Genomic DNA, 21,808 nt, shown 5'->3' with positions numbered 1-21,808 from the left:
TTACAAGGGCAGATAAGGAGACAGGTCGGTGCGTTCTCCCGACGCCCTCACGTGGGCCTGGTCGACGGCATCGGACCAGGTCATCACCCCGGTGGCGAGGGCGATCCAGGTGAGCGCATCGGTCTCGATCACCGCCGGCGGGGTGCCCCGGGTGTGCCGGACGCCTTCGACGCACTGCACCGCGGCGTACGGCGGGACCCGCACCTCGACGCTCCTGCCCGGTGCACGCTGCTCGAGCACGGCGAGGAAGTGCTTGGTGAGGAGCCGTAGATCGGCCTTGGCGGACTCCCCGGCGCGTACGCGACCGAGAGCGTCGGCCACGTCGGCAGCTGCCGCGGGCTTGAGTCGGGCTGGCACCTGGACAGCCTATCTACGCCAGTTGGCCGCGGTGGCGGCGCGCGACCACTACGCTCCGTGAGGTGGGACTGGAGAGACTCGAGTCGGCGATGGTGTTGACGACCGTCGAGACCCTGCACGGGCGGATCGCGGCGCGCTTCCCCGACCGTGGCCTGGTGAAGGTCGCCGAGGAGCTGGCGGGCCTGATCCGGGAGTCCGCCGGAGTGGGCGACCGGCTCCGGCAGCGGCTGGTGTGGACCCGCGCGGTCTCTCGTACGCTGATCGTCGCCGTCCTCGCGCTGACGTTGGTCGCCATCATCTGGGCCCTCGCGACGGCGTTCGGCGACGAGACGCTCACCGGCGTCCAGTGGCTGCCGCTGATGGAGAGCACTGTCAACGACCTCATCTTCGCCGCGGTCGCGATCTTCTTCCTCTACACGATCCCGGAGCGGCTGCTGCGGTCGCGCGCGCTGAGGCTGCTGCACCGGCTGCGCTCGCTGGCCCACATCATCGACATGCACCAGCTCACCAAGGACCCCGAGCGGCTGCGTACGGGGTTCAAGGAGACCTCGGCCAGCGTCAAGCTCACCCTCGACGCCGACCAGCTGATCCACTACCTCGAGTACTGCTCCGAGCTGCTCAGCCTCGTCGGCAAGACGGCCGCACTGTGTGCCGAGGACTCCCAGGACAACGTCGTCCTGGACACGGTGAGCACGGTCGAGGGCCTGACCGTCGACCTCTCCCGCAAGATCTGGCAGAAGATCCAGGTCGTGGGCGAGCTGCGCGAGGACCAGTCGTCGACTTCTGTTTAGTCTCAGGTTCATGAGTTCACGGATGGACTGGTCGATCCTCGCGGTCGACACCGGCTCCGGCAAGACCCTCGTCGAGTCCGAGCCGGACCGGCTGCTGCCGACCGCCAGCGTGGGCAAGATCTTCCTGCTGCATCATCTCGCCGAGCTGCTCGACGAGGACCCGTCCCTCGGGCAGCTGATGCTGCGGAAGGACGGCACGGTTCCCGTGGCCGACAGCGGGCTGTGGCAGCACCTCGACGCTCCCGCGCTGACACTGAGCGACTGCGCCCGGCTGGTCGGAGCGGTCTCGGACAACCTGGCCACCAACGTGCTCCTCGACCATGTCGGTCTCGCCCGGGTACAGGCCGTCGCCTCGCGGCTCGCCCCGGGCGGGTCGATGCTGAACGACTGGGTCCGGGACGTACGGACGCCGGATCATCCGCCGATGCTCTCCATCGGCTGCGCCGCCGACTGGGTCTCCTACTTCCGTACGCCGCACCCCACCGTCCTGTCCTGGCTGGCACCATCCGTCGACCTGTCGATGGTCTCCTCGGCCTTCGGCCTGGACCCACTGGCCCACACCGAACCTCTCCGTTCCGATCTGGCAGACGGCCTCCAGGTGTGGAGCAAGACCGGCAGCGACGACGGCGTCCGCGCCGAGGTCGGGCTGCTCGACGTGGGTGAGCGGCAGGCGGCGTACGCGGTCATCTGCCGTTTCGAGGGCGATGTCGTCCCGGTGCTGGGGCAGATGCGTGCCTACGGAACGCTGCTCCTGGATGCGTTGCAGGACGGCTAGGATCCAGACTTCGGACCGGCCAGTAGGAGCACAGTTGTTCAGCATCGACCTCGGGAACGGCGCGGAGATGGTCCTGCGCGACCGATCGACCGACTTCGCCGTCCACCAGCTCATCAACGCCAACCTGGACCACCTGCGCGAGTGGGAGCCGTGGGCACATGCCGATCAGTCCATGATCAGCATCTCAAGCTTCGGCACCTATCTGCTCACCCAGTGGGTCAAGGGCGAGGCGATCCCGTGCGTGATCCGCCAGGACGGTCAGGTGGCCGGTGCCACGACCGCGCGGATCAACCTCTACGAGAAGTCGGCCACGATCGGCTACTGGCTGGGCGAGGCCTACGAAGGCCGTGGCCTCGTCACCCGCGCCGTCTCGGCGCTGCTCGACACGCTCTTCGACGAGTACGACATCGCCCGGGCGATCATCGACACCTCGGTCCACAACAAGCGCAGCCGTGCGGTCGCCGAGCGACTGGGGTTCACCCACGAGGGCACCATGCGCGGCGCGCAGGCCTACCCGGGCGAGCGTCGGGACCTGGTGGTCTACGGGCTGCTGCGCGAGGAGTGGCTAGCGCGCTCCGGCAGCTGAACGGACGAACCGCTCCCCCGCCTGCTTGACCAGCTCGGCCAGCTCGGCCGGCTGCTCGACCGTGAACTCGGCCTCGACCCCGGCGAGGATCATCATCGGCCAGCCCAGGTCGTCGGCCTGCATCCGCAGCCGGCAGCCGCCCTCGGCGGCCTCGACCTGGCCCCAGCGTCCCACCCGCCGCGAGACCAGGTCGGGCTCGACCCGGAAGTGGATGCAGATGTCATGGGCCGCGGGGCGGGACCGGATCCCCGCCTGCACGTAGGTCGCCGCATCGCCGCCGGGGATCTCCCGTGGACGGAACGTCTGACCGGTGGTCGTCGGGTCGCTGATCCGGTCGACGCGGAACGAACGCCAGTCATGGCGGACGCGGTCGTAGGCGAGGAGGTACCAGCGGTTGCCGATGGTGACCAGCCGGTGCGGCTCGACGCGGCGCTGGGTCGGCTCCGACTCGGGCGCCCGGTAGGTGAAGGAGAGCGCCTCGTCGTCACGGCAGGCCTGCGCCAGGACACCGAGCACACCGGCGTCCAGCGGCACCCGGCCTCCCCAGGGGAGCGAGTCGGTCTGCGAGGTGACCGCGTCCATCCGCCGGCGCAGGCGGGGCGGCATCAGTGCGACGACCTTACCCAGCGCCTGGGCGGAGGTGTCGCCCATCCCGGCGACCAGGCCGGCCGCCGCGGTGCGCAGCCCGACCGCGATCGCGACCGCCTCCTCGTCGTCGAGCAGCAACGGCGGCAGCGCGTTGCCGGCCCGGAGCTGGTAGCCGCCGGCCACCCCACGGGTGGCATCGACGTCGTAGCCGAGATCGCGCAGCCGCTCGATGTCGCGACGCAGCGTACGCTCGCTGACCTCGAGGCGTACGGACAGCTCCGTGCCGGGCCAGAAACGGTGGGTCTGCAGCAGCGACAACAGCTGCAGCATCCGGGCGCTCGTGCTCATGATCTCGACGATAGACGCCATTGCGGCCAGCTCATGACCTGATTCCCAAGGAACGAGCCGGCCCGAGATCGCGCGACGGTCGGCTCGCCCCCTCCTCGAGCCGACCGTCGTCGCGCTACCTCCCTCTTACCCACTCACCGGACTTCTAAACCGGATCTCGCAAAGAATTTTCAAAAGCGGACAGAAACTGGCCGGATGACCTCAGATGCTGGAGTCATGACGAACCACACCAACCAGCGGCCGGTGATCCGCACCGAGGCTCTGACCAGGCACTTCACCCGCGGAAAGAAGACCGTCGAGGCCGTACGCGGGCTCGACCTCGAGATCCACCAAGGCGAGCTCGTCGCCTTCCTCGGCCCGAACGGAGCCGGCAAGTCGACCACCCTGCGGATGCTGACCACTCTCATCCCGCCCACCTCCGGCACCGCCGAGGTCGCCGGACACGACGTCGTACGCTCGCGCGCGGCGGTCCGGCGCTCGATCGGCTACGTCGGCCAGGGCAACGCCGCGGCCTTCGTCCAGCGCGGTCGCGACGAGCTGATGTCCCAGGCCCGCGCCCACGGCATCCCGCGGACCGCCGCGAAGGCGCGCATCGACGAGCTGCTCTCCGCCTTCGACCTCCAGGAGTACGCCGACCGCCCGGTCCAGACGCTCAGCGGTGGCCAGCGGCGGCGTCTCGACATCGCGATCGGGCTGCTCAACCACCCCGAGGTGCTGTTCCTCGACGAGCCGTCGACCGGGCTCGACCCGCAGAACCGCGCCAACCTGCAGGAGCAGATCCGCCGGCTCCACGAGGACGGCACCACGATCGTCCTCACCACCCACTACCTGGAGGAGGCGGACGCGCTCGCCGGCCGGGTCATCGTCGTCGACCACGGCGTGGTGATCGCCGACGACACGGCCACCCGGCTCAAGGAGCGGCTCGGCGATCTGGTTCTCCTCGGCTTCGGCAGCGAGGCCGACGCCACCGCCGGCGCGGCCCGCGCCGAGTCGTTGCTGACCGGCCCGACGCTCGTCGAGCGCACCGGAACGCAGGTCTCGATCCGCACCCCGCGCGGTGCCGACAACGCCCCGGCGATGGCGATCGACCTGGCCGCTCACGGCACGCCGGCGATCCGGATGGAGGTCCACAGCCCCACCCTCGACGACGTCTTCCTCGACCTCACCGGCCGCAGCCTGCGCGAGTCGGCCGACTCCACCACCCAGACCGAAGGAGCAGCAGCATGACCACCCTCACCATTCCCGCCACCCAGGTCCGTCGGACGACCGAGCCGCTGAGCAGGCCGACCGGGTTCCTCACCGACACCTGGACCGTCCTGCTCCGCGAGCTCACGCCCAAGCTGCGCCAGCCCGCCTCCATGCTCTTCGCGATGGTGCAGCCGCTGGTCTTCCTGGGCCTCTTCGCACCGCTTCTGCCCGCCGTCGAGAACGGCAGCGCGTTGCAGTGGTTCGTGCCGGGCATCGTCGTGATGACCGCACTCATGGGCGCATCGATGACCGGCGCCGACCTGACCGCGGAGATCCGCTCCGGCTCCCACGAGCGGCTCCTGGTCTCACCCCTCTCCCGGCCGTCCCTGCTGGTCGGACGGGCCCTGAAGGAGGTCGTACCGGTGCTGTTCCAGGCGGCGGTCATCCTCGCCGTGGTCACCCCGTTCAGCTTCGACCTCCACCTCGGCGGGGTCCTGGTCGGCGCCGTCATCGTCTCGCTCTTCGCGATCGGGCTGGGCGCGTTCAGCTTCGCCCTGGCCACCGCCGCCAAGGAGCAGGACTGGATCTTCTGGACGGTGCAGCAGATGCTGATCTTCCCGCTGCTGCTCCTCTCCGGCGTCCTCCTCCCGCTCGACGGCGCACCCGGCTGGCTGAAGTTCCTCAGCGACATCAACCCGATGACGTACGTCGTGGAGGCGGAGCGGGCGCTCTTCGCCGGTGAGTTCCCCGTCGATGTCGTCGCCAGCGGCTTCGTCGCGGGCGCGGCCGTCGCGGTCGTGGGAGTCCTGGTCGGCGTACGGACCATGGAGCGGTCGAGCTGAACGGTCGAGCCGAAACCCCTTGACCTCAAGTTCACTTTAGCTTCCAGACTGGACGCATGACACCCGGATCCCGCACCGCCCCGAGCCCGACAACGATCGTGCTCACCGTCATCGCCGGCACGGTGATGATCCCGATCGACATCACGATCGTCGCGGTGGCGATCGCCCGTCTCTCCCAGGAGACGGGCGCTTCGCTACCCGTGATCCAATGGGTCGCCACGGGCTACACGCTCGCCCTCGCGACGGTCATCCCGGCCGCCGCGTGGGCGATCAGCCGGTTCGGCGCCCGCCAGGTCTTCCTGACCGCGATCGGCGTCTTCACCGTCGGCTCCGGCCTGGTCGCGGCCTCCTGGAACGTCGAGTCGCTGATCGCGTTCCGGGTGCTGCAGGGGCTCGGCGGCGGCTTCGTGATGCCGGCCGCGATGACCCTGACCCTGCGCTCGGCACCACCGGAGGAGCGCGGCCGGCTGATGGCCCTGATGGGCCTGCCCGTGCTGGTCGGCCCGGTCTTCGGGCCGGTGCTCGGCGGCTGGCTGCTCGACACCATGTCGTGGCGGTGGATGTTCCTGATCAACCTGCCGCTCGGCGTGCTCGGCCTCATCCTCGGGCTGCGCAACCTCCCTCGCCTGGACCGCGGGCCGAGCGCCCGCCTGGACGTACGCGGCCTGCTCCTGCTCCCTCCCGCGATGGCGCTCCTCGTCCTGGGCACCTCGTTCGCCGAGGGCACGCTCCTCGACGCCCAGGTGCTGGTGCCGATCGGGGCCGGGATCGTCCTGGTGGCGCTCTTCGTCCGGCATGCGCTCCGCGCCGCGGCCCCGCTCCTGGACATCCGGCTCCTCGGCCGTCGCCTGACCGGCGGCAGCGCCGCGCTGCTGGTCTGCTTCGCCGGCGGTTACTTCGGCTCGATGATCCTGGTACCTCTCTACTGGCAGGTCGTACGTGGCGAGTCCGCCACCACCGCGGGGCTGCTGATGGCTCCCGCCGGGATCGCGGCCGGGATCATGATCCAGATCTCCGGCCGGCTCATCGACCGCTTCCCGCCGCTGCCGGTGATCGGCTCCGGCATCGTGGTCTCCACCCTGGGCTTCGGCGCCCTCGCGCTCCAGCTGAGCGCCGACGCACCGATGCCGCTCCTGGCCATCACCCACGCGATCGCGACCGCGGGCGCCGGGTTCGTGTTGCTGCCGACGATGACCATCGCCACCCGCTACCTCGAGGACAGCGCCATCCCGGCCGGGTCCACGATGATCAACGTGATGAACCAGGTCGCCACCGCCCTGTGCACCGCCGGCGTCTCGGTGCTCCTGGCCGCGGCGCTCTCCGCGCGCCTGCCCGGACTGGGCGGCGACGGCGTCGGCGCACTCAGCACGGTGTCACCCGCCGAGCGCGCGGCCGTCGCCCCGTTGGCTGCCGAGGCTCTTCAGGTCGCCTTCTGGCTGCCGGTCACGATGATGGCGGCATCGGTGATCATCGCGTTCATCGTCTTCCGGCGTACGCCCTCTGCTCGGCCGGCTCCGGCCGACAGCATTCAGCCGGTGGCCGCGGCGGTCGCCGAGTAGGCGCCTACCACCGGCGGTGGCCGCCCGGATACGGGTTGGGGTGGCCCGGGACGGGAGGGCCTGGGACAGGAGGGCCCGGCACAGGGCGGCCGGGGTAGCCGGGGTAGCCGGGGTAGCCGGGGTAGCCGGAGCCGGGATGACCGGAGTGGGGGCGAGCCGGCTGGACCGGGCCCCGGTGGAGCGGGCCGCCGGGGTGAGGTCCGGCCGGCCGGACCGGGCGGGTGGCCTCGAGGTCGCGCCGGTGCCGGTCTCGGCGCCGGCGCCACGCGAGCAGGAAAGCGATGAGCAGCCCCAGCGCGGAGAGGCCGAGCACCGCGACGGCGATCTCGACGTACCCGATCCCGAACAGCCCGCTCGAGGCCGGGGTCGGACCGTCCGAGGCGTCGGTGAACGTCACCGGACCGGCTGTCTCCGAGTCGCCCTGAGGCAGGGCCGAGGCGGATTCCGACTCGGACGGTGAGGCCGAGGGCACCTTCGACGGTGATGCGGAGGCAGAAGGCGTACGCGACGGGGTCGGCGAGGCGGTCGCCGACTTCTTCGGCTTCGGGGCCTGACGAGGAGTCGGGTCCTTGGTCGACGCAGGGGCGGTCGGCGCCGGTGCGGCGGTGGCCTCCGGCTTCGCGGTCGGCCGCACGCCCGGCGGGTACTTCGCGAAGACCTGGACACCCCAGGTGGTGCCGTCGACCTCCACGAACGCGATCCCGATGTGGGTGTAGTCGCCCAGGATGTTGGCGCGGTGGCCGTCGGAGTTCATCCAGCCCCGGTGCATCTCGGCGCCGGTCGGGTAGCCCATGGCGACGTTCTCCCCGATGCCCTGCCACCCCTCCGGGACCTGCTCGGCGAGGTCGGGGTTGTGCGAGAGCTCGCCGTCGGCGGCGATCTTGTAGGCCCATCTGCGCGCGAGGCCGTCGAGCGCGGAGTCGCGCGTGAGCGGGTCCAGACCGGCGTCGGCCCGCGCGGCGTTGGCCAGCCGCTTGATCGTGCCACCCTCCCCCGCGGACGCCGGACCAGCGCCGAGAAGCAGCGCGGCGGCCGCCAGCAGCAGGACGAGGACAGAGGACACGGGGCGATGCAGGTGGGGGGACATCCCCGCCAGGGTATCGACCTTTACTCTGGGACGCTGCGCTCGAGGTGGCGCTCGATGTGGGCGGCGATCCCGGCCATCAGCAGACTCTGCCCGAAGGCGGACGGGTCGTCGGAGTCGGATCCCTCACCGGGCCCGGCAGGCCGCCAGGTGGCCATCGACTCCATCAGACTCGGAAAGCGCTCCGGATCCGCGTACGTCACGAGCATCTGCTCGAACGAGGCATAGGGGTTCTCCGCGAGCCGCGCGGTCTCGACCTCGATCCGCGCCTCGCCCAGGGCGTACTGCGAGATGATGCCCAGGATCGCCATCTTCTCCTCCGGGGGCAGCGACACCTCCCGGAGGTAGTAGAAGCCGAGGTCGATCCAGGCCAGGCGGTTCGGCCCGGGGAGCGACGCCCCGAGCGGCAGGTCCAGGAACCAGGGCTTGCTGAGCGACAGGTCGACCTGGGCACGCATCCAGGCCGCCAGGCCTTCTCGCCAGCCCAGGTCGCGGGACGGCTCGCGCAACTCTGCACTGAGGCGGTCGGCGAGCAGGATGAGCAGCTCGTCCTTGTTCTTCACGTGCCGATAGAGCGCCATCGGAGAGCAGCCCAGTGCCTCGGCCACCCGGGCCATCGAGACGGCCGCAAGACCCTGCTCATCAGCGATGACGTAGGCAGCCTCGACGATCTGAGCGGCACTCAGCGCCGGCTTGGGGCCGCGCCGGCCGGCCGGAGGCTTGCCCCACAGACGAGGGATCAGGTCAGAACTCATCGCATCCATCATGCCCTGCTCCTCCCCGAAACCGGTTGACCGCCCAGCCGATCTGCGTAATCTATAAACAGTTAACGCCATACGCTATTAGATCGGACGGCTCATGAGCACATCGACACGACCTCTGGCGCGCCAATGGTGGGTCTTTCCGCTGGCTGCGGTGACGGTGATCTTCCTGGTGACGGCGCTGCCGCGATATGTCGGCCTGGACCCGTCGCGCTCGCTCGTCGAGACCGACCGCGGGCCGGCCTTCTATCCGGCGCTGGTGACGCACATCTTCTTCGGCTCGGTGATGCTCAGCTGCGGCGTGCTCCAGCTGTGGCCGTGGTTGCGCGCCAACCATCCGGCGGTGCACCGCTGGACCGGCCGCACCTACGTCGTCACCGCGATCCCGACGGGAGTGGCGGCGCTGGTCACCAGCCAGTTTCCCGTCGCCGGACCGTCCCAGCAGGTCGGCAACACACTCCTGGCCCTGCTGTTCCTGTTGTTCACCGTGCTCGGCTTCCGCGCCGCCCGGCAGCGACGCTTCAAGGACCACCGCGAGTGGATGTACCGCAGCTACGCGATGGCGTTCTCGATCGTGGCCAACCGCTTCTGGGGCATGGTGCTGATCATGATCTTCGTGCCTGAGGTCATGACCGGCGCCGACATCGGCACCGAGGACCCTACGCTCGCCGGCGCCGCCGCGGCCTCGGCATGGGTCAGCTGGGTCGTGAACCTGCTGATCGCCGAGTGGATCATCCACCGCAGGCCGCGGCGGCGGGCGAACCGTCAGGCCAGCGCGTCGCGCAGCGTCGAGCGCCAGACGCCGGTGAGCTCCTCGAGCGGGATCTCGACGGCGCCGCCGTCGTAGGAGATCGCGTAGGTGGAGCCGCCGGTCACGCCGAGCTGCGTCGCCGCGACCCCGTGGCGCTCGGCCAGCGAGGTGAGCCGCTCGACGTCGTCGGCCTTGATGGTGACGACCGCGCGGGCGACCGACTCCGAGAAGAGCGCGACGAACGGGTCGCCGGCGAGGGTGACCGAGACGCCGATTCCGGAGGACATCGCCGGCTCGGCCAGCGCCTGCATCAGGCCACCGTCGGAGAGGTCGTGGGCGGAGGTGACGAACCGCGCCTCCAGCAGCAGCTCGGCGAGCGCCTTCTCGGCGCCCAGGTTCACCTTAGGTGGCAGCCCACCGAGGTGACCGTGCACGACATGGGCCCACTCCGAGCCGGAGAGCTCCTCGTGGGTCTCACCGAGGAGCACCACGACCTCGTCGGCAGCCTGGAAGTCCGACGGCGTACGCGTGGTGACGTCCTCGATCACACCGAGCGTCGCGACCACCGGCGTGGGGTGGATGGCGACCTCGCCGGTCTGGTTGTAGAGGGAGACGTTGCCGCCGGTGACCGGGATGCCGAGCTCGAGGCAGGCGTCCTTCAGGCCGCGGGTGGCCTCGGCGAACTGCCACATCACGTCGGGGTCCTCGGGGGATCCGAAGTTGAGGCAGTCGGAGATGGCCAGCGGCTTGGCGCCGACGGAGGCGACGTTGCGGTAGGACTCCGACAGCGCCAGCTGGGCACCGGCGTAGGGGTCCAGCTTGGCGAAGCGGCCGTTGGCGTCGGTCGCGAGCGCGACGCCGAGGTTGGTCGACTCGTCGACGCGGATCATGCCGCCGTCGGAGGGCTGCGAGAGGACCGTGTTGCCCCGGACGTAGCGGTCGTACTGCTCGGTGATCCAGGACTTGTCGCACAGGTTCTCCGAGGCGACCAGCTTCAGGATGGTCTCGCGGAGCTCGTCGGCGGAGGCCGCGCGCGGGAGCTTCTCGGCCACGTCGGCCTGCAGCGCGTCCTGCCACGACGGGCGGGCGTAGGGACGCTCGTAGACCGGGCCGTCGTGGGCCACGGTGGTCGGGTCGACGTCGACGATGGTCTCGCCGTGCCAGTCGACGCGCAGCCGGCCCTCGCCGGTCACGGTGCCGATCACGGCCGCCTCGACGTCCCACTTGGCGCAGATGTCCATGAAGGTCGCCTCGTCCTCGGGCGCGATGACCGCCATCATCCGCTCCTGCGACTCGCTCATCAGGATCTCCTCCGGAGCGAGCGTCGAGTCGCGCAGCGGCACCCGCTCGAGGTGGACGTGCATGCCGCCGTCACCAGCGGCGGCGAGCTCGGAGGTGGCGCACGAGATGCCGGCCGCGCCGAAGTCCTGGATGCCGCGGACGATGCCCGCGGAGAAGAGCTCGAGGGTGCACTCGATCAGCAGCTTCTCCATGAACGGGTCGCCGACCTGGACGCTCGGCCGCTTGGCCGGACCGTCCTCGTCGAACTCCACCGACGCCAGGATCGAGGCGCCGCCGATGCCGTCGCCGCCGGTGCGCGCGCCGTACATGATCACCAGGTTGCCGGCGCCGGACGCCTTGGCCAGGTGCAGGTCCTCGTGACGGAGGACGCCGACGCAGAGCGCGTTGACCAGCGGGTTGCCGAGGTAGGAGGCATCGAAGACCGCCTCGCCGCCGATGTTGGGCAGGCCCAGGCAGTTGCCGTAGTGGCCGATGCCGGACACGATCCCGGGCAGCACCCGGTGGGTGTCCTCCTCGGACAGCGGGCCGAACCGCAGCGGGTCCATGACGGCGACCGGCCGGGCACCCATCGCGAGGATGTCGCGGACGATGCCGCCGACACCGGTCGCGGCGCCCTGGTGGGGCTCGACGTAGGAGGGGTGGTTGTGGGACTCGACCTTGAAGGTGACCGCATAGCCCTGGCCGACGTCGAGCACACCCGCGTTCTCACCGATGCCGGCGAGCATCTTGCCGGCCGGGGTCTCCTGCGGGATCTCGCCGAACTGCTTCAGGTGGACCTTGGAGGACTTGTAGGAGCAGTGCTCCGACCACATCACCGAGTACATCGCCAGCTCCGCGCCCGTCGGCCGGCGGCCGAGGATGCGCTTGATCTCGGCGTACTCGTCCTCCTTCAGGCCGAGCTCGGCCCAGGGCTGCTCGCGGTCGGGGTCACCGGCAGCGTGGTGCACGGTGTCCAGGAGCGGAAGATCGGACGCAACGGCAGCGGACGAAGTCTCGGTCACGGGCAGAAATCTACGTCAGAAGTGCCCAATCCCCCGAGTCGTCACCCTGGGCCCGATCATCTGGGCAGCCCGCGCCACTCCCGCAGGTCGCGGATCTCACCGAACTCCTCGAGCGCCTGCCGGGCGACCTCGCCGTCGGCGGCATAGGCGGCGACGCTCCAGCCGTGACCTTCCACCATCTCGGCGGTGATCCAGGAGGCCTCACCGTGCGGGGTGGGCAGCCGGCGCGGGCGCCAAGAGAGCGACATCGCGCCGTCGGGGCGCTGCTCGATCCTCGGGGTCGAGCCGGTGGCGGCGTACTTCCGGCGGCCGGCCTGCCAGTCGCTCGAGTAGGCGTAGTGGAGGTGGATCTCGCTGTCGCGCCAGGAGATCGAGCACTCCACGAAGAGGTCGCGCGGGCCGGTCTCGCCCCGGGCGCACTCGCCGCTCTCGGCCGCATCGGCGTAGCCGGGGAAGACCCACGTCATGCCGTCCACGCCGCGCGGGTCCGGGCATCGGGTCAGGGAGCCGGAGCCGTTGCCGTCCCAGCAGACGTAGGGCGTATTGACCCGCTTCGTGGTCGAGCTCACCTGGTCGGCGGCCACGAATGGTCCGGCCATCTCGCCGCCGTGCGCGACGTGGATGATCCCGGCGACCGTCAGCGCGAGCAGCACGGTGATCGCGAAGAGGACCGGCGTCACCCGATCACGTCGTCTCTGCACCGGCCCCAACCCCCTTTGCGGTCCGTTTCTTTACCAAGTTAACGCCGCGGCGCGGCTTTGGTTAGGGCAAATCAGCCGGGACGAACGTCCTGAGTCACGTCCACCGGCCGAGACCTCGGCCCGCGGGACGGATCGACGCCTAGTCTTCTATTCGTAGTTATTCAATAGAGAAAGGCAACACCGTGTCCTCCCCCAGCACGCTCAGCCGACGCAGCCTCCTGGCCACCGGGGCCGGCGCGATCGCCGCCACCGGTCTCGCCGTCCCCGCCAACGCCGCCGACGAAGCGCCCTTCCGGGCCCGCAAGCTCAACCGGCCCCGGCGCAAGCCCAACCTCCTGGTCATCCTGGGCGACGACCTCGGCTGGGCCGATCTGTCCGCCTACGGCTCCCCCGACATCGAGACGCCCCACCTGGACCGGCTCGCGGCCTCGGGCGTGCGGTTCACCGATGCGTACTCTGCCTCCTCGGTCTGCTCCCCCACCCGCTTCGGGCTCTACACCGGGCGCTATCCCGGTCGCCTCGCGGGCGGCCTGCCGGAGCCCATCTCGTCGCCGAACAAGCTGCACGGCATCCCGCTCGACCACCCGACACTGGCCTCGTTGCTCAAGGACCACGGCTACACGACGGCCCTGTTGGGCAAGTGGCACTGCGGCTATCTGCCCTGGTACAGCCCGACGCGGGTCGGCTGGGACGAGTTCTTCGGCAACTTCTCCGGCGGTCTCGACTACTTCTCGAAGCTCAACCACAACGGCGACCACGACCTCTACGAGGACGAGGTGGAGGTCGAGGACCTCCGCTACTACACCGAGATCGTCACCGAGAGGGCCGTCAGCTTCATCGAGCGCGACCACGAGGCCCCGTGGCTCCTGAACCTCAACTTCACCACCCCGCACTGGCCCTGGGAGGGACCCGAGGACAAGGCGGTGAGCGACGAGCTGACGGCCCGGATCGAGGGCGGCGAGAAGGGTGTCCTCTTCCACGACGACGGCGGCTCGCTGGCGACGTACAAGACCATGGTCGAGGACCTCGACCAGTCGATCGGCCAGGTCATCAAGGCCCTCGAGCGCACCGGCCAGCTGCGCGACACCGTCGTCTTCTTCGCCAGCGACAACGGCGGCGAGCGGTTCTCCAACGTGTGGCCGTTCACCGGCGCCAAGTCGGGGCTCAACGAGGGCGGCATCCGGGTGCCCACCATCCTGAGCTGGCCCGGCACCCTGCCCGGCCGGCAGGTCAGCGACGAGCCGGTGGTCACGACCGACTGGACCGCGACGTTCCTCGAGCTCGCCGGCGCGACCCCGTCGCCGGACCACCCGCTCGACGGCGCCAGCCTGGTCCCGTTCCTCTTCGGCGGCCGGCCGCGTGAGACCCAGGACCTCTTCTGGCGCATGCGCGGGCAGCGGGCGCTGCGCCGCGGGTCGCTCAAGTACCTTCAGCTCGACGGCACCGACCACCTCTACGACCTGAGCCAGGACGTACGCGAGCAGGCCGACCTGGCCCGAAAGCGGCCCGAGGACCTGGCGGAGCTGCGGGCGGCCTGGGAGAAGATCGACGACACCTTGCTGCCGTACTCCTGACGTACGCCTGCGCTGATGTCAGGTCAACCAAACGGCGCTGCCTGCGCGAGTCCACTGGTAACTGAGTGACGGTTGTGACTACCGTGACGAAATATGGGGGACTTCACCAGGCGCAGATACGTCAGACGGGCACTCGGCGCAAGCCTGATCTCCGGCGTCGTCGGGGTCGCGGGGCTGGCCGCACCCAGCCCCGCGGCTGCGAACCCGGTCACTCCGGGCAACTTCACCGGCTATGGTTTCGACCAGTGCCAGGCGCCGTCGCAGACGGCGATGGACCGCTGGTGGAAGCACTCCAACTTCAGCGCGGTCGGCATCTACATCGCCGGCAACTCGCGCGGCTGCCGCACCCAGACCAACCTGAGCGCCACGTGGGTGCGCAACCAGCAGGCCCGCGGGTGGCGGCTCCTGCCGATCACGCTCGGCCCGCAGGCGTCCTGCAACCCGCACTTCCCGCGCTACCGCGACGACCCACGGATCAGCGCAAACTCGACCAACCAGTACGCCACGGCGAAGCGCCAGGGCGTCAACCAGGCCAACGCGACCGTGGACGCGGCCAAGCGCTACGGCATCGCCGCCGGAAGCACGATGTTCTACGACCTCGAGGGTTTCGACATCGGCAACAAGCGCTGCCGTGAGTCGGCGATGTGGTTCGTCTCGGCCTGGAACCACCGGATCAAGGCACTCGGCTATCGACCGGGCATGTACTCGAGCGCGTCCTCCGGCATCAAGGCGATGTACGCCGTCTGGCACGCCCAGCCGCGCGGCTTCGTCTACCCCGCGGACCTGTGGATCGCCGACTGGGACGGCCGTCCCGGCACCTCGACCCGCTACATCCCGGACACCCCCTGGAACCCGCACAAGCGTGTCAAGCAGTACCGCGGCCCGCACAAGGAGACCCACGGCGGCACCACCATCGAGATCGACTCCAACTTCGTCGACCTGGGCCGCGGCTCCTACGCACGGCCGGTGACCCACTGCGGCGGCGTGCCGGTCAGCTTCACCAGCTATCCGGCGCTGAGGCCGCGCACCAGCTCCTACACCCCCTCGCCGATCTATACCAAGGCGCTCGAGTGCATGCTCCGCGAACGCGGGAGCTTCGGCGGCCCGATCGACGGGACGTACGACGCGGGGCTGGTGCGCTCGGTCAACGCCTGGCAGCGCTCGCACGGACTGGCGGTGCGCAAGACCTGGACCCAGGGCGCCTGGAAGACGCTGTGGGCAGCCAACAGCCGCCCGCTCCTGAAGCGTGGCTCCGCCGGCGAGAGCGTCCGCGACCTCCAGCGTGCGCTCAGCGCCACCTCCGCACCCGAGCGTCCGAAGATCACCGGCGTCCTGGACTGGAACACCCAGGTCGCCCTCGTCGCCTACCAGAAGCGCCTGGGCCGCACCGCGACCGGCATGGCCACCGAGGTGACCTGGTACGACCTGGCCCACGGCCGCTGAGTCCGAGGTCGTGAAGCCGAGCGTGGCCTATGGACCATGCTCGGCTTCACAACTCCTCGGGCTCGGAACAGACGATCTGTTGGGCCTCGGCGGCCGAGTCGGAGTGGGCGAGACCGGTCAGGTCGGCCGGGACGCCCTCGGCGTAGAGGTCGCTGAGGTCGAGGACGCCCACACAGAAGATGACCTCTTCGACCGCGCTCGGGAGCTCCGGGACCGAGTCGTCGGCGAACGGGCGATACTCCTCGAGCGGCAGCGGCGCGCGTACGGCTCGCTTCAGTTCCTCACCCGCCGCGAGCTTGACCCAACCGACCGCCGGCATCTGGGCGAACGTCTTGTCGTCCGGCGGGGCGAAGACCCGCTTGCTCACCTCGGCCCTGCTCCCGCCGCTGCCCAGGACGTAGACCGTGTCCGCCGACGCCGGCTGCGGCGCCCCGTTGGCGTACGTCGGCACCGAGTCGATCACGTAGACGTCGGTGTCCGCGTCGTTGACCACCCGATAGCTGATCTCCAGCGCATCGGCTGCCGTGACGATCTCCGACTCGAACCGGACTCCTTCGACCTCCCGCTCCCCCTCGGGAGCCTCCGCACAGCCGCTCATCAGAGCGCCGATCACGACCGTTGCCGCCAACGTCCTGGAACGTTCACGGAGGAGTACTTGCGCGAGTGTCACGCGGCCCACCTAACTGATCGCTACCGACTCCGAGCAGAACAGATGCTGCTCGGCGCTCGCGTGTCCGACGGTTTGCATCCCGTCCTCCTAGGTCCGCGGCGTCATCGACTCGGGAAATGGTGCGGAGACGACGCCGAGGCAGAACCGGATTCGGGAGTGTTCGGGTCGCCGTCGTGATCGATCGGTAGACCCACAGCCTGCCGCTCGCCCACCTTGATGTCGTTGTCCGGATCACCTGTGGCGTTGCGAAGTTCTTTCCCGGAACACGCGTGGCTACACGCGAACGCCGCACACGTCTCGTCATCCGAGACGCGTGCGGCGGTGTGCGCTCAGGAGAAGGGGTTGGGGAGGGCGCCGGGCAGGTCGGCGAGGAGCTCGCGGGCGCGGGCGGCGACCTTGTGCTCGACCAGGACCTCGTACTTGGTCGGCACGATCATCTTGACGCTCGAGAAGTCGCGGGTGCCCTTGGTCGCGGCGTAGCCGATCAGTGACCAGATCAGGCCGAAGACGACGCCGAGGAGCACCGTCGAGAGCAGGATGAAGAGGAAGTTCTCGCCGCCGAAGAGCGACATGATCAGGCCGACGAAGACACCGAGCCAGGCACCGGAGAGGACGCCGGCGAGCGCGACCTTGCTCCAGGTCAGGCGTCCGGTGATCCGCTCGATCTGCTTCAGCTCGGTGCCGACGATCATGCAGTTCTCGACCGGGAACTCCTTGTCGGAGAGGAAGTCGACCGACTTCTGCGCCGCCGCGTAGTCGTCATAGGTCGCGAGCGACTGGGGGAATTCCAGCTTCAGCGGGCTCTGCGGGCCGCCGACCGGCGAGGTGAAGGACATGCGTCCAGTCTGCCCCAGAGCAGGTCAGGATTTGAGGACGCCGTTCGCAATGACGTCGAGCATGGGACGTACGTCCTTGGCGTCGAGCGAGGACTGGTCGGCCATCGTCGCGACACCGCCCAGGAGGCGGCAGACGTCGAGGTTGTCGACACCTTCCCGCAGCACGCCGTGCTCGGCCATCTCCGCCAGGACGCTCTCGTTGGCGTCGGCGTAGGTCTGGCACTTGGTGCGCAGCGGTGAGTCCTGGCAGCCCAGGGAGGCGGTGATCTTGGCGGCCGCGCCCTGGTGGCGGGTCAGCAGGGCGACGTACTCCTCGAACCAGGCGAGCAGCTTCTCGCGGCACCCGCCCTCGGTCGCCATCGCCTTCTCGACGTGGGCGGAGACCTCCTCGATCCAGGTCGCCATGATCGCCTCGTGGAGGGCCTCGCGCGTCGGGAAGTGGCGGTAGAGGGTGCCGGGACCGACGCCCGCCCGCCGGGCGACCTCGTCGAGAGGCGCGTCGAGACCGCGCTCCTTGAAGACCGCATGGGCGACCTCGATCAGCCGTTCGCGGTTGCGTTGCGCGTCGGCTCTCATCAGGACCTCCTCGGTGGCTCCCGCTGCACTGCGGGGGCCTCAAGTTAACAGCAGTCACCGCCCGGCCATCTAAATGCGTTGCTAAACGGAGACACTCTCCGGTAGTGTCGTAGTCAAGCGGAGACTTCCTCCGCTTCACTGTACTCCCTTTCCGTCTCCAACAGGAGCTCTCGAATGACATCCACCGTGGCACCACCCACGCCACCCGCGGCCACCAAGGCCGCCGGCGCCGGGATCGCCCTGGTCCTGGTCGCCCAGCTGATGATCGTGCTCGACTCGGCGGTCGTGAACGTCGCGCTCCCCCGGATCGCCGGGGATCTCGAGTTCACGCCGGCGGCACTCACCTGGGTCCTCAACGGCTACACCCTCGCCTTCGGCGGCCTGCTGCTGCTCGGCGGTCGCCTCGGCGACGTCTTCGGCAGGCGACGTACGTTCGTGGCCGGCCTGTCCGTCTTCACCCTCTTCTCCCTGGCCGGCGGGCTCGCCCCGACCGACGATCTGCTCGTCATCGCCCGGGCTCTGCAGGGCTTCGGCGCTGCGATCGCCGCACCCCAGGTGCTGGCCCTGCTGACCACCTCGGCGAAGGACGAGGCCGGCCGCGCCCGGGCGATCGCGCTCTTCGCAGCGGTCTCCTCCAGCGGCGCCTCGATCGGCCTCATCCTCGGCGGCATCCTGACCGACATCGCCTCGTGGCGCTGGACGCTGTTCATCAACGTACCCATCGGGCTCGTCGTGCTCGCCCTCGTCGGCCGCCTGGTCGCCGAGACCGCCCCGCGACCGGGACGCTTCGACATCGTCGGCGCCGTGACCGCCACCGGTGGTGCGGCCGCGATCGTCTGGTCGCTGATCGGCGCCCCGGAGCACGGCTGGACCTCCGCGCGCACCATCGGCGGGATCGCGGTCGGCCTGCTCCTGCTGGTCGCCCTCGTGCTCACCGAGCGCCGCGTCGCTCACCCGCTGCTGCAGCTCCATCTCTTCAACAGCCACCGCCGCGTCGCCGCGTTCATCGCCGCGGTCGGGCTGGTCGGCGCTCAGTTCGCGACGTTCTACCTGACCGTGATCTACCTGCAGGGCGTGCTCGGCATGGGGCCGCTCGCCTCCGGACTGGCGTTCCTGCCGCTCACCCTGATGATCTTCGCGATGTCCCGGATCGCACCCCGCATCGCAGCCCGGATCGGGATGTCGCGAGTCCTGGTCCTGGGCGCCACCGGCCTCACGGTGTCGTTCCTGTGGCTGAGCACGCTGTCGGAGACGAGCACGTACGCCGGTGCCGTCCTGGCTCCGTTCCTCCTCAACGGTGCCTTCGCCTCGCTCGTCTTCACCTCCACCACAGCCCTCGGCCTGGAGGGGGTCGACGCGGCCCACGCCGGCTCGGCCTCGGGCCTGGTGCAGACCATGCAGCAGCTCGGCGGCTCGATCGGCCTGGCCGTGATCGCCTCGGTCTACGTCGCCAACGGCACCCCCGGCGAGGTCGTGCCGGGGATGCGCGAGGCCTTCTACGCCGCGGCCGCACTCGGTGCGCTCGGGATCATCGCCTCGCTGAGCGTCGTGCTCCGGCGCCCCTCCGGAGCGCACTCGTACGTCACCGGGCGGGCGGCGGTCGAGGTCGACTGAGTCATCGTGCTGGACATCGCGGACGCCCGTCGGAGCTCGACTCCGGCGGGCGTCCGCGCGAAGCACGAAGGACGTAGGACCCTCGCCACGAGTCGTTCGACCTCTGCCACCCGGGGCCGCAGAACTGCTATCTACACACCATGGGGGGTATCACTACTTTCGGGCGGGCCCGGCACATCCTTGCCGCCGGCATCACCGCAGGCGTCATGGTCGTCGCGGGACTGGCTTCTGCCGGTCCCGCGACGGCCGCTAACCCGGTCACGCCGGGCAACTTCACCGGCTTCGGCTTCGACCAGTGCCAGGCCCCGTCGCAGACCGCGATGGACCAGTGGTGGAAGTACTCGAACTTCACCGGGGTGGGCATCTACATCGCCGGCAAGTCGCGTGCCTGCCGCGTCCAGACGTACCTCTCGGCGACCTGGGTGCGCAACCAGCAGGCCCGCGGCTGGCGGCTGCTGCCGATCACGCTCGGCCCGCAGGCCTCGTGCAACCCGCGCTATCCGCGCTACGGCGACGATCCGAAGATCAATCCTGACCCGGCCGACGGCTATGCGGCGGCGAGGCGTCAGGCGATCAACGAGGCCAACGCGGCGGTCACCGCCGCCAAGGGCTACGGGATCGCGGCCGGCAGCACGATGTTCTACGACCTGGAGGCCTTCGACATCACCAACCGGACGTGTCGTGAGTCGGCGATGTGGTTCATCTCGGCCTGGAGCTACCGGATCAAGGTGCTGGGCTACCGCTCGGCGATGTACTCCAGCGCCGCCTCGGGGATCAAGGCGATCTACGACGTCTGGCGCGCCCAGCCGAGCGGGTTCACCTTCCCCTCTGACCTGTGGATCGCCGACTGGGACGGCAAGGCGAACACCTCGACGGCATACATCCCCGACACCGTGTGGAGCGACCACGACCGGGTCAAGCAGTATCGCGGCGGCCACGACGAGACCCACGGCGGCGTCACGATCAACATCGACTCCGACTATCTCGACGTCGGCCGCGGCTCCTACGCCCCACCGGTGGTCAGGTGCGGTGGTGTACGCGTCGACTTCGACTACTACCCCGACCTGCGCCCGGCGACGTCGACCTACACGCCTCCCGCGGCGTACGTGAAGGCGCTCAAGTGCATGCTCAGCACCCGCGGCACCTTCGACGGTGTGATGAGCGGCTACTACGGCTCCGCGCTGCGCGCCGCCGTCCACAACTGGCAGCGCAGCCACGGCCTGGCCGTCCGCGACCTGTGGACCCGCGGCGCCTGGAAGACGCTCTGGGCCGCCAACCGGCACCCGCTCCTGAAGCGCGGTTCGGCCGGTGACCAGGTCCGCGATCTCCAGCGAGCCCTCAACTCCACCACCCGCACCGAGGAGCGGGTCAAGGTGACCGGGGTCCTCGACTGGACCACCCACGTCGGCCTGGTCGCCTACCAGCGGCGCCTCGGGCGCACGACCAACGGCATGGCGACCGACATCACCTGGTACGACCTGTCTCGGGGTCGCTGAGGCGAGAGGTCAGGCGAAGGCCTTCTCCGCAAGTGAGGTGAAGAAACCAAGGCCGTCAAGGCCGGAGCCGGTAAGGGTCTCGACCGCGTGCTCGGGGTGGGGCATCAGGCCGACGACGTTGCCGGCCTCGTTGGTGATGCCGGCGATGTCGTTGACCGAGCCGTTGGGGTTCACGTCGAGGTAGCGCGCGACGACACGGCCCTCGTCCTCGAGCCGCTTGACGGTGTCGGCGTCGGCGACGTACTGCCCCTCGCCGTTCTTCAGCGGGACGACGATCTCCTGGTCCTGGGTGAAGGCGGAGGTCCAGGCGGTCGAGGTGTTCTCGATGCGCAGCTTCTGGTCGCGGCAGATGAACTTGAGGTGGTCGTTGCGCAGCAGGCCGCCGGGGAGCAGGTGGGACTCCACCAGCATCTGGAAGCCGTTGCAGATGCCGAGGACCGGGAGGCCCTTCTGGGCACCCTCGATGACCTCGGTCATGATCGGGGCGAAGCGGGAGATGGCACCGCAGCGCAGGTAGTCACCGTAGGAGAAGCCGCCCGGCAGGATCACCGCGTCGACGCCCTGGAGGTCGTGGTCGCCGTGCCAGAGCGCGACGGCCTCGTTGCCGCCGATGCGGACGGCGCGCTGCGCGTCGACGTCGTCGAGCGTGCCCGGGAAGGTGATGACGCCGATCTTCACTTGGCCGGCTCTTCCACGCGGACGACGTAGTTCTCGATCACCGTGTTGGCCAGGAAGGTCTCGGCCAGCTTCTCGATCTGGGCGAGCGCCTCGTCGGTGACCTCGGGGATCTCCAGCTCGAACCGCTTGCCCTGACGGACCTCGGTGACCCCGGTGAACCCGAGCCGCGGCAGGGCGCCGAGTACGGCCTTCCCCTGCGGGTCGAGAATCTCGGGCTTGGGCATGACGTCGACGACAACGCGAGGCATGGCTGCAGTGTAGGTGGGCCATACGCCGCTCACCTAAAC

The 21,808-nt window shown here is 69.7% G+C and carries 22 protein-coding genes and 1 pseudogene; 11 read left to right on the top strand and 12 right to left on the bottom strand.

Translation table 11 applies throughout. The features are described from left to right. Positions 1–357 (bottom strand): sterol carrier family protein, encoded by a 357-nt coding sequence (locus OG984_RS24110; RefSeq protein ID WP_328528709.1) that lies wholly within the window; start codon positions 355–357, stop codon positions 1–3. Positions 358–419: 62 nt separating this feature from the next. Between OG984_RS24110 and OG984_RS24105 the strand changes: the two genes are divergently transcribed. The 3 genes from OG984_RS24105 to OG984_RS24095 are packed head-to-tail and all read left to right on the top strand — an operon-like array spanning position 420 to position 2,509. Continuing rightward, on the top strand, positions 420–1,148 hold the full coding sequence (locus tag OG984_RS24105; RefSeq protein ID WP_328528708.1) for a hypothetical protein: 729 nt from the start codon (positions 420–422) through the stop codon (positions 1,146–1,148). Between the two features lie 10 nt (positions 1,149–1,158). Then, entirely contained in the window at positions 1,159–1,923 is a 765-nt protein-coding gene (locus OG984_RS24100; protein WP_328528707.1) for a serine hydrolase, read from the top strand. A gap of 34 nt (positions 1,924–1,957) precedes the next feature. Continuing rightward, complete coding sequence (locus tag OG984_RS24095; protein ID WP_328528706.1) at positions 1,958–2,509, top strand: GNAT family N-acetyltransferase; 552 nt, start codon at positions 1,958–1,960, stop codon at positions 2,507–2,509. Here the strand turns inward: OG984_RS24095 and OG984_RS24090 are convergent. Then, complete coding sequence (locus OG984_RS24090; protein WP_328528705.1) at positions 2,489–3,445, bottom strand: helix-turn-helix transcriptional regulator; 957 nt, start codon at positions 3,443–3,445, stop codon at positions 2,489–2,491. The genes OG984_RS24095 and OG984_RS24090 overlap by 21 nt on opposite strands. 216 nt (positions 3,446–3,661) lie before the next feature. On the opposite strand from OG984_RS24090, the gene OG984_RS24085 reads away from it, so the two are divergent. Genes OG984_RS24085 through OG984_RS24075 form a run of 3 tightly spaced genes read left to right on the top strand, consistent with a single transcriptional unit; the run spans position 3,662 to position 7,034 of the window. Beyond that, entirely contained in the window at positions 3,662–4,672 is a 1,011-nt protein-coding gene (locus tag OG984_RS24085) for an ATP-binding cassette domain-containing protein (protein ID WP_328528704.1), read from the top strand. Further along, positions 4,669–5,475, top strand: a complete 807-nt coding sequence (locus tag OG984_RS24080) for an ABC transporter permease (RefSeq protein WP_328528703.1) — start codon at positions 4,669–4,671, stop codon at positions 5,473–5,475. The genes OG984_RS24085 and OG984_RS24080 overlap by 4 nt, the downstream gene beginning before the upstream one ends. A gap of 56 nt (positions 5,476–5,531) precedes the next feature. Then, on the top strand, positions 5,532–7,034 hold the full coding sequence (locus OG984_RS24075; protein WP_328528702.1) for a DHA2 family efflux MFS transporter permease subunit: 1,503 nt from the start codon (positions 5,532–5,534) through the stop codon (positions 7,032–7,034). A gap of 4 nt (positions 7,035–7,038) precedes the next feature. Here OG984_RS24075 and OG984_RS24070 read toward each other — a convergent pair whose 3' ends face one another. Together OG984_RS24070 and OG984_RS24065 are read right to left on the bottom strand one after the other, a co-directional pair. Further along, complete coding sequence (locus OG984_RS24070; RefSeq protein WP_328528701.1) at positions 7,039–8,097, bottom strand: CAP domain-containing protein; 1,059 nt, start codon at positions 8,095–8,097, stop codon at positions 7,039–7,041. A gap of 44 nt (positions 8,098–8,141) precedes the next feature. After that, positions 8,142–8,873 carry a TetR/AcrR family transcriptional regulator gene (locus tag OG984_RS24065; protein WP_328528700.1) on the bottom strand — a complete coding sequence of 244 codons (732 nt, stop codon included), beginning with the start codon at positions 8,871–8,873 and terminating at the stop codon, positions 8,142–8,144. A 103-nt stretch (positions 8,874–8,976) separates the two neighbouring features. On the opposite strand from OG984_RS24065, the gene OG984_RS24060 reads away from it, so the two are divergent. Beyond that, positions 8,977–9,726: a DUF2306 domain-containing protein gene (locus tag OG984_RS24060; RefSeq protein ID WP_328528699.1), complete on the top strand. Its 750-nt coding sequence runs from the start codon at positions 8,977–8,979 to the stop codon at positions 9,724–9,726. Here OG984_RS24060 and purL read toward each other — a convergent pair. Both purL and OG984_RS24050 read right to left on the bottom strand, forming a co-directional pair. Continuing rightward, positions 9,645–11,933: a phosphoribosylformylglycinamidine synthase subunit PurL gene (gene purL, locus OG984_RS24055; RefSeq protein WP_328528698.1), complete on the bottom strand. Its 2,289-nt coding sequence runs from the start codon at positions 11,931–11,933 to the stop codon at positions 9,645–9,647. The two genes, OG984_RS24060 and purL, sit on opposite strands and share 82 nt — an antisense overlap. A 56-nt stretch (positions 11,934–11,989) precedes the next feature. After that, positions 11,990–12,634 (bottom strand): hypothetical protein, encoded by a 645-nt coding sequence (locus OG984_RS24050; protein ID WP_328528697.1) that lies wholly within the window; start codon positions 12,632–12,634, stop codon positions 11,990–11,992. Positions 12,635–12,816: 182 nt separating this feature from the next. Here OG984_RS24050 and OG984_RS24045 point away from each other — a divergent pair, with 182 nt between their 5' ends. After that, positions 12,817–14,208, top strand: coding sequence for a sulfatase-like hydrolase/transferase (locus OG984_RS24045; RefSeq protein ID WP_328528696.1), 1,392 nt, complete (start codon positions 12,817–12,819; stop codon positions 14,206–14,208). Positions 14,209–14,301: 93 nt separating this feature from the next. Beyond that, positions 14,302–15,651 (top strand): glycoside hydrolase domain-containing protein, encoded by a 1,350-nt coding sequence (locus OG984_RS24040; protein WP_328528695.1) that lies wholly within the window; start codon positions 14,302–14,304, stop codon positions 15,649–15,651. Positions 15,652–15,697: 46 nt separating this feature from the next. Here the strand turns inward: OG984_RS24040 and OG984_RS24035 are convergent, their stop codons facing one another. From OG984_RS24035 to OG984_RS24025, 4 genes and pseudogenes are all read right to left on the bottom strand, one after another. Further along, positions 15,698–16,321 (bottom strand): hypothetical protein, encoded by a 624-nt coding sequence (locus OG984_RS24035; protein ID WP_328528694.1) that lies wholly within the window; start codon positions 16,319–16,321, stop codon positions 15,698–15,700. Between the two features lie 101 nt (positions 16,322–16,422). Next, a pseudogene (locus OG984_RS29555) lies at positions 16,423–16,548 on the bottom strand (M91 family zinc metallopeptidase); the annotation flags it as partial. A 102-nt stretch (positions 16,549–16,650) separates the two neighbouring features. Continuing rightward, positions 16,651–17,157, bottom strand: coding sequence for a general stress protein (locus OG984_RS24030; RefSeq protein ID WP_008360523.1), 507 nt, complete (start codon positions 17,155–17,157; stop codon positions 16,651–16,653). Between the two features lie 24 nt (positions 17,158–17,181). Continuing rightward, positions 17,182–17,733, bottom strand: a complete 552-nt coding sequence (locus tag OG984_RS24025) for a TetR/AcrR family transcriptional regulator (protein ID WP_328528693.1) — start codon at positions 17,731–17,733, stop codon at positions 17,182–17,184. 174 nt (positions 17,734–17,907) lie between these two features. Here OG984_RS24025 and OG984_RS24020 point away from each other — a divergent pair, with 174 nt between their 5' ends. Continuing rightward, positions 17,908–19,347, top strand: coding sequence for an MFS transporter (locus tag OG984_RS24020; RefSeq protein WP_328528692.1), 1,440 nt, complete (start codon positions 17,908–17,910; stop codon positions 19,345–19,347). Between the two features lie 140 nt (positions 19,348–19,487). Next, positions 19,488–20,843, top strand: coding sequence for a glycoside hydrolase domain-containing protein (locus OG984_RS24015; protein WP_328528691.1), 1,356 nt, complete (start codon positions 19,488–19,490; stop codon positions 20,841–20,843). A gap of 9 nt (positions 20,844–20,852) precedes the next feature. Here the strand turns inward: OG984_RS24015 and purQ are convergent, their stop codons facing one another. Together purQ and purS are read right to left on the bottom strand one after the other, a co-directional pair. Then, entirely contained in the window at positions 20,853–21,521 is a 669-nt protein-coding gene (purQ, locus tag OG984_RS24010; protein WP_008360516.1) for a phosphoribosylformylglycinamidine synthase subunit PurQ, read from the bottom strand. Next, a complete protein-coding gene (purS, locus tag OG984_RS24005; RefSeq protein ID WP_196872656.1) occupies positions 21,518–21,769 on the bottom strand; it encodes a phosphoribosylformylglycinamidine synthase subunit PurS in 252 nt (83 codons plus the stop codon). Before purS ends, purQ begins: the two co-directional genes overlap by 4 nt. Between the last annotated feature and the right edge of the window lie 39 nt (positions 21,770–21,808).

The organism is Nocardioides sp. NBC_00368 (assembly GCF_036090055.1).
GTDB lineage: Bacteria > Actinomycetota > Actinomycetes > Propionibacteriales > Nocardioidaceae > Nocardioides.
The sequence above is the reverse complement of the archived record's forward strand: the minus strand, read 5'-3'. Positions and strand labels throughout refer to the sequence as shown.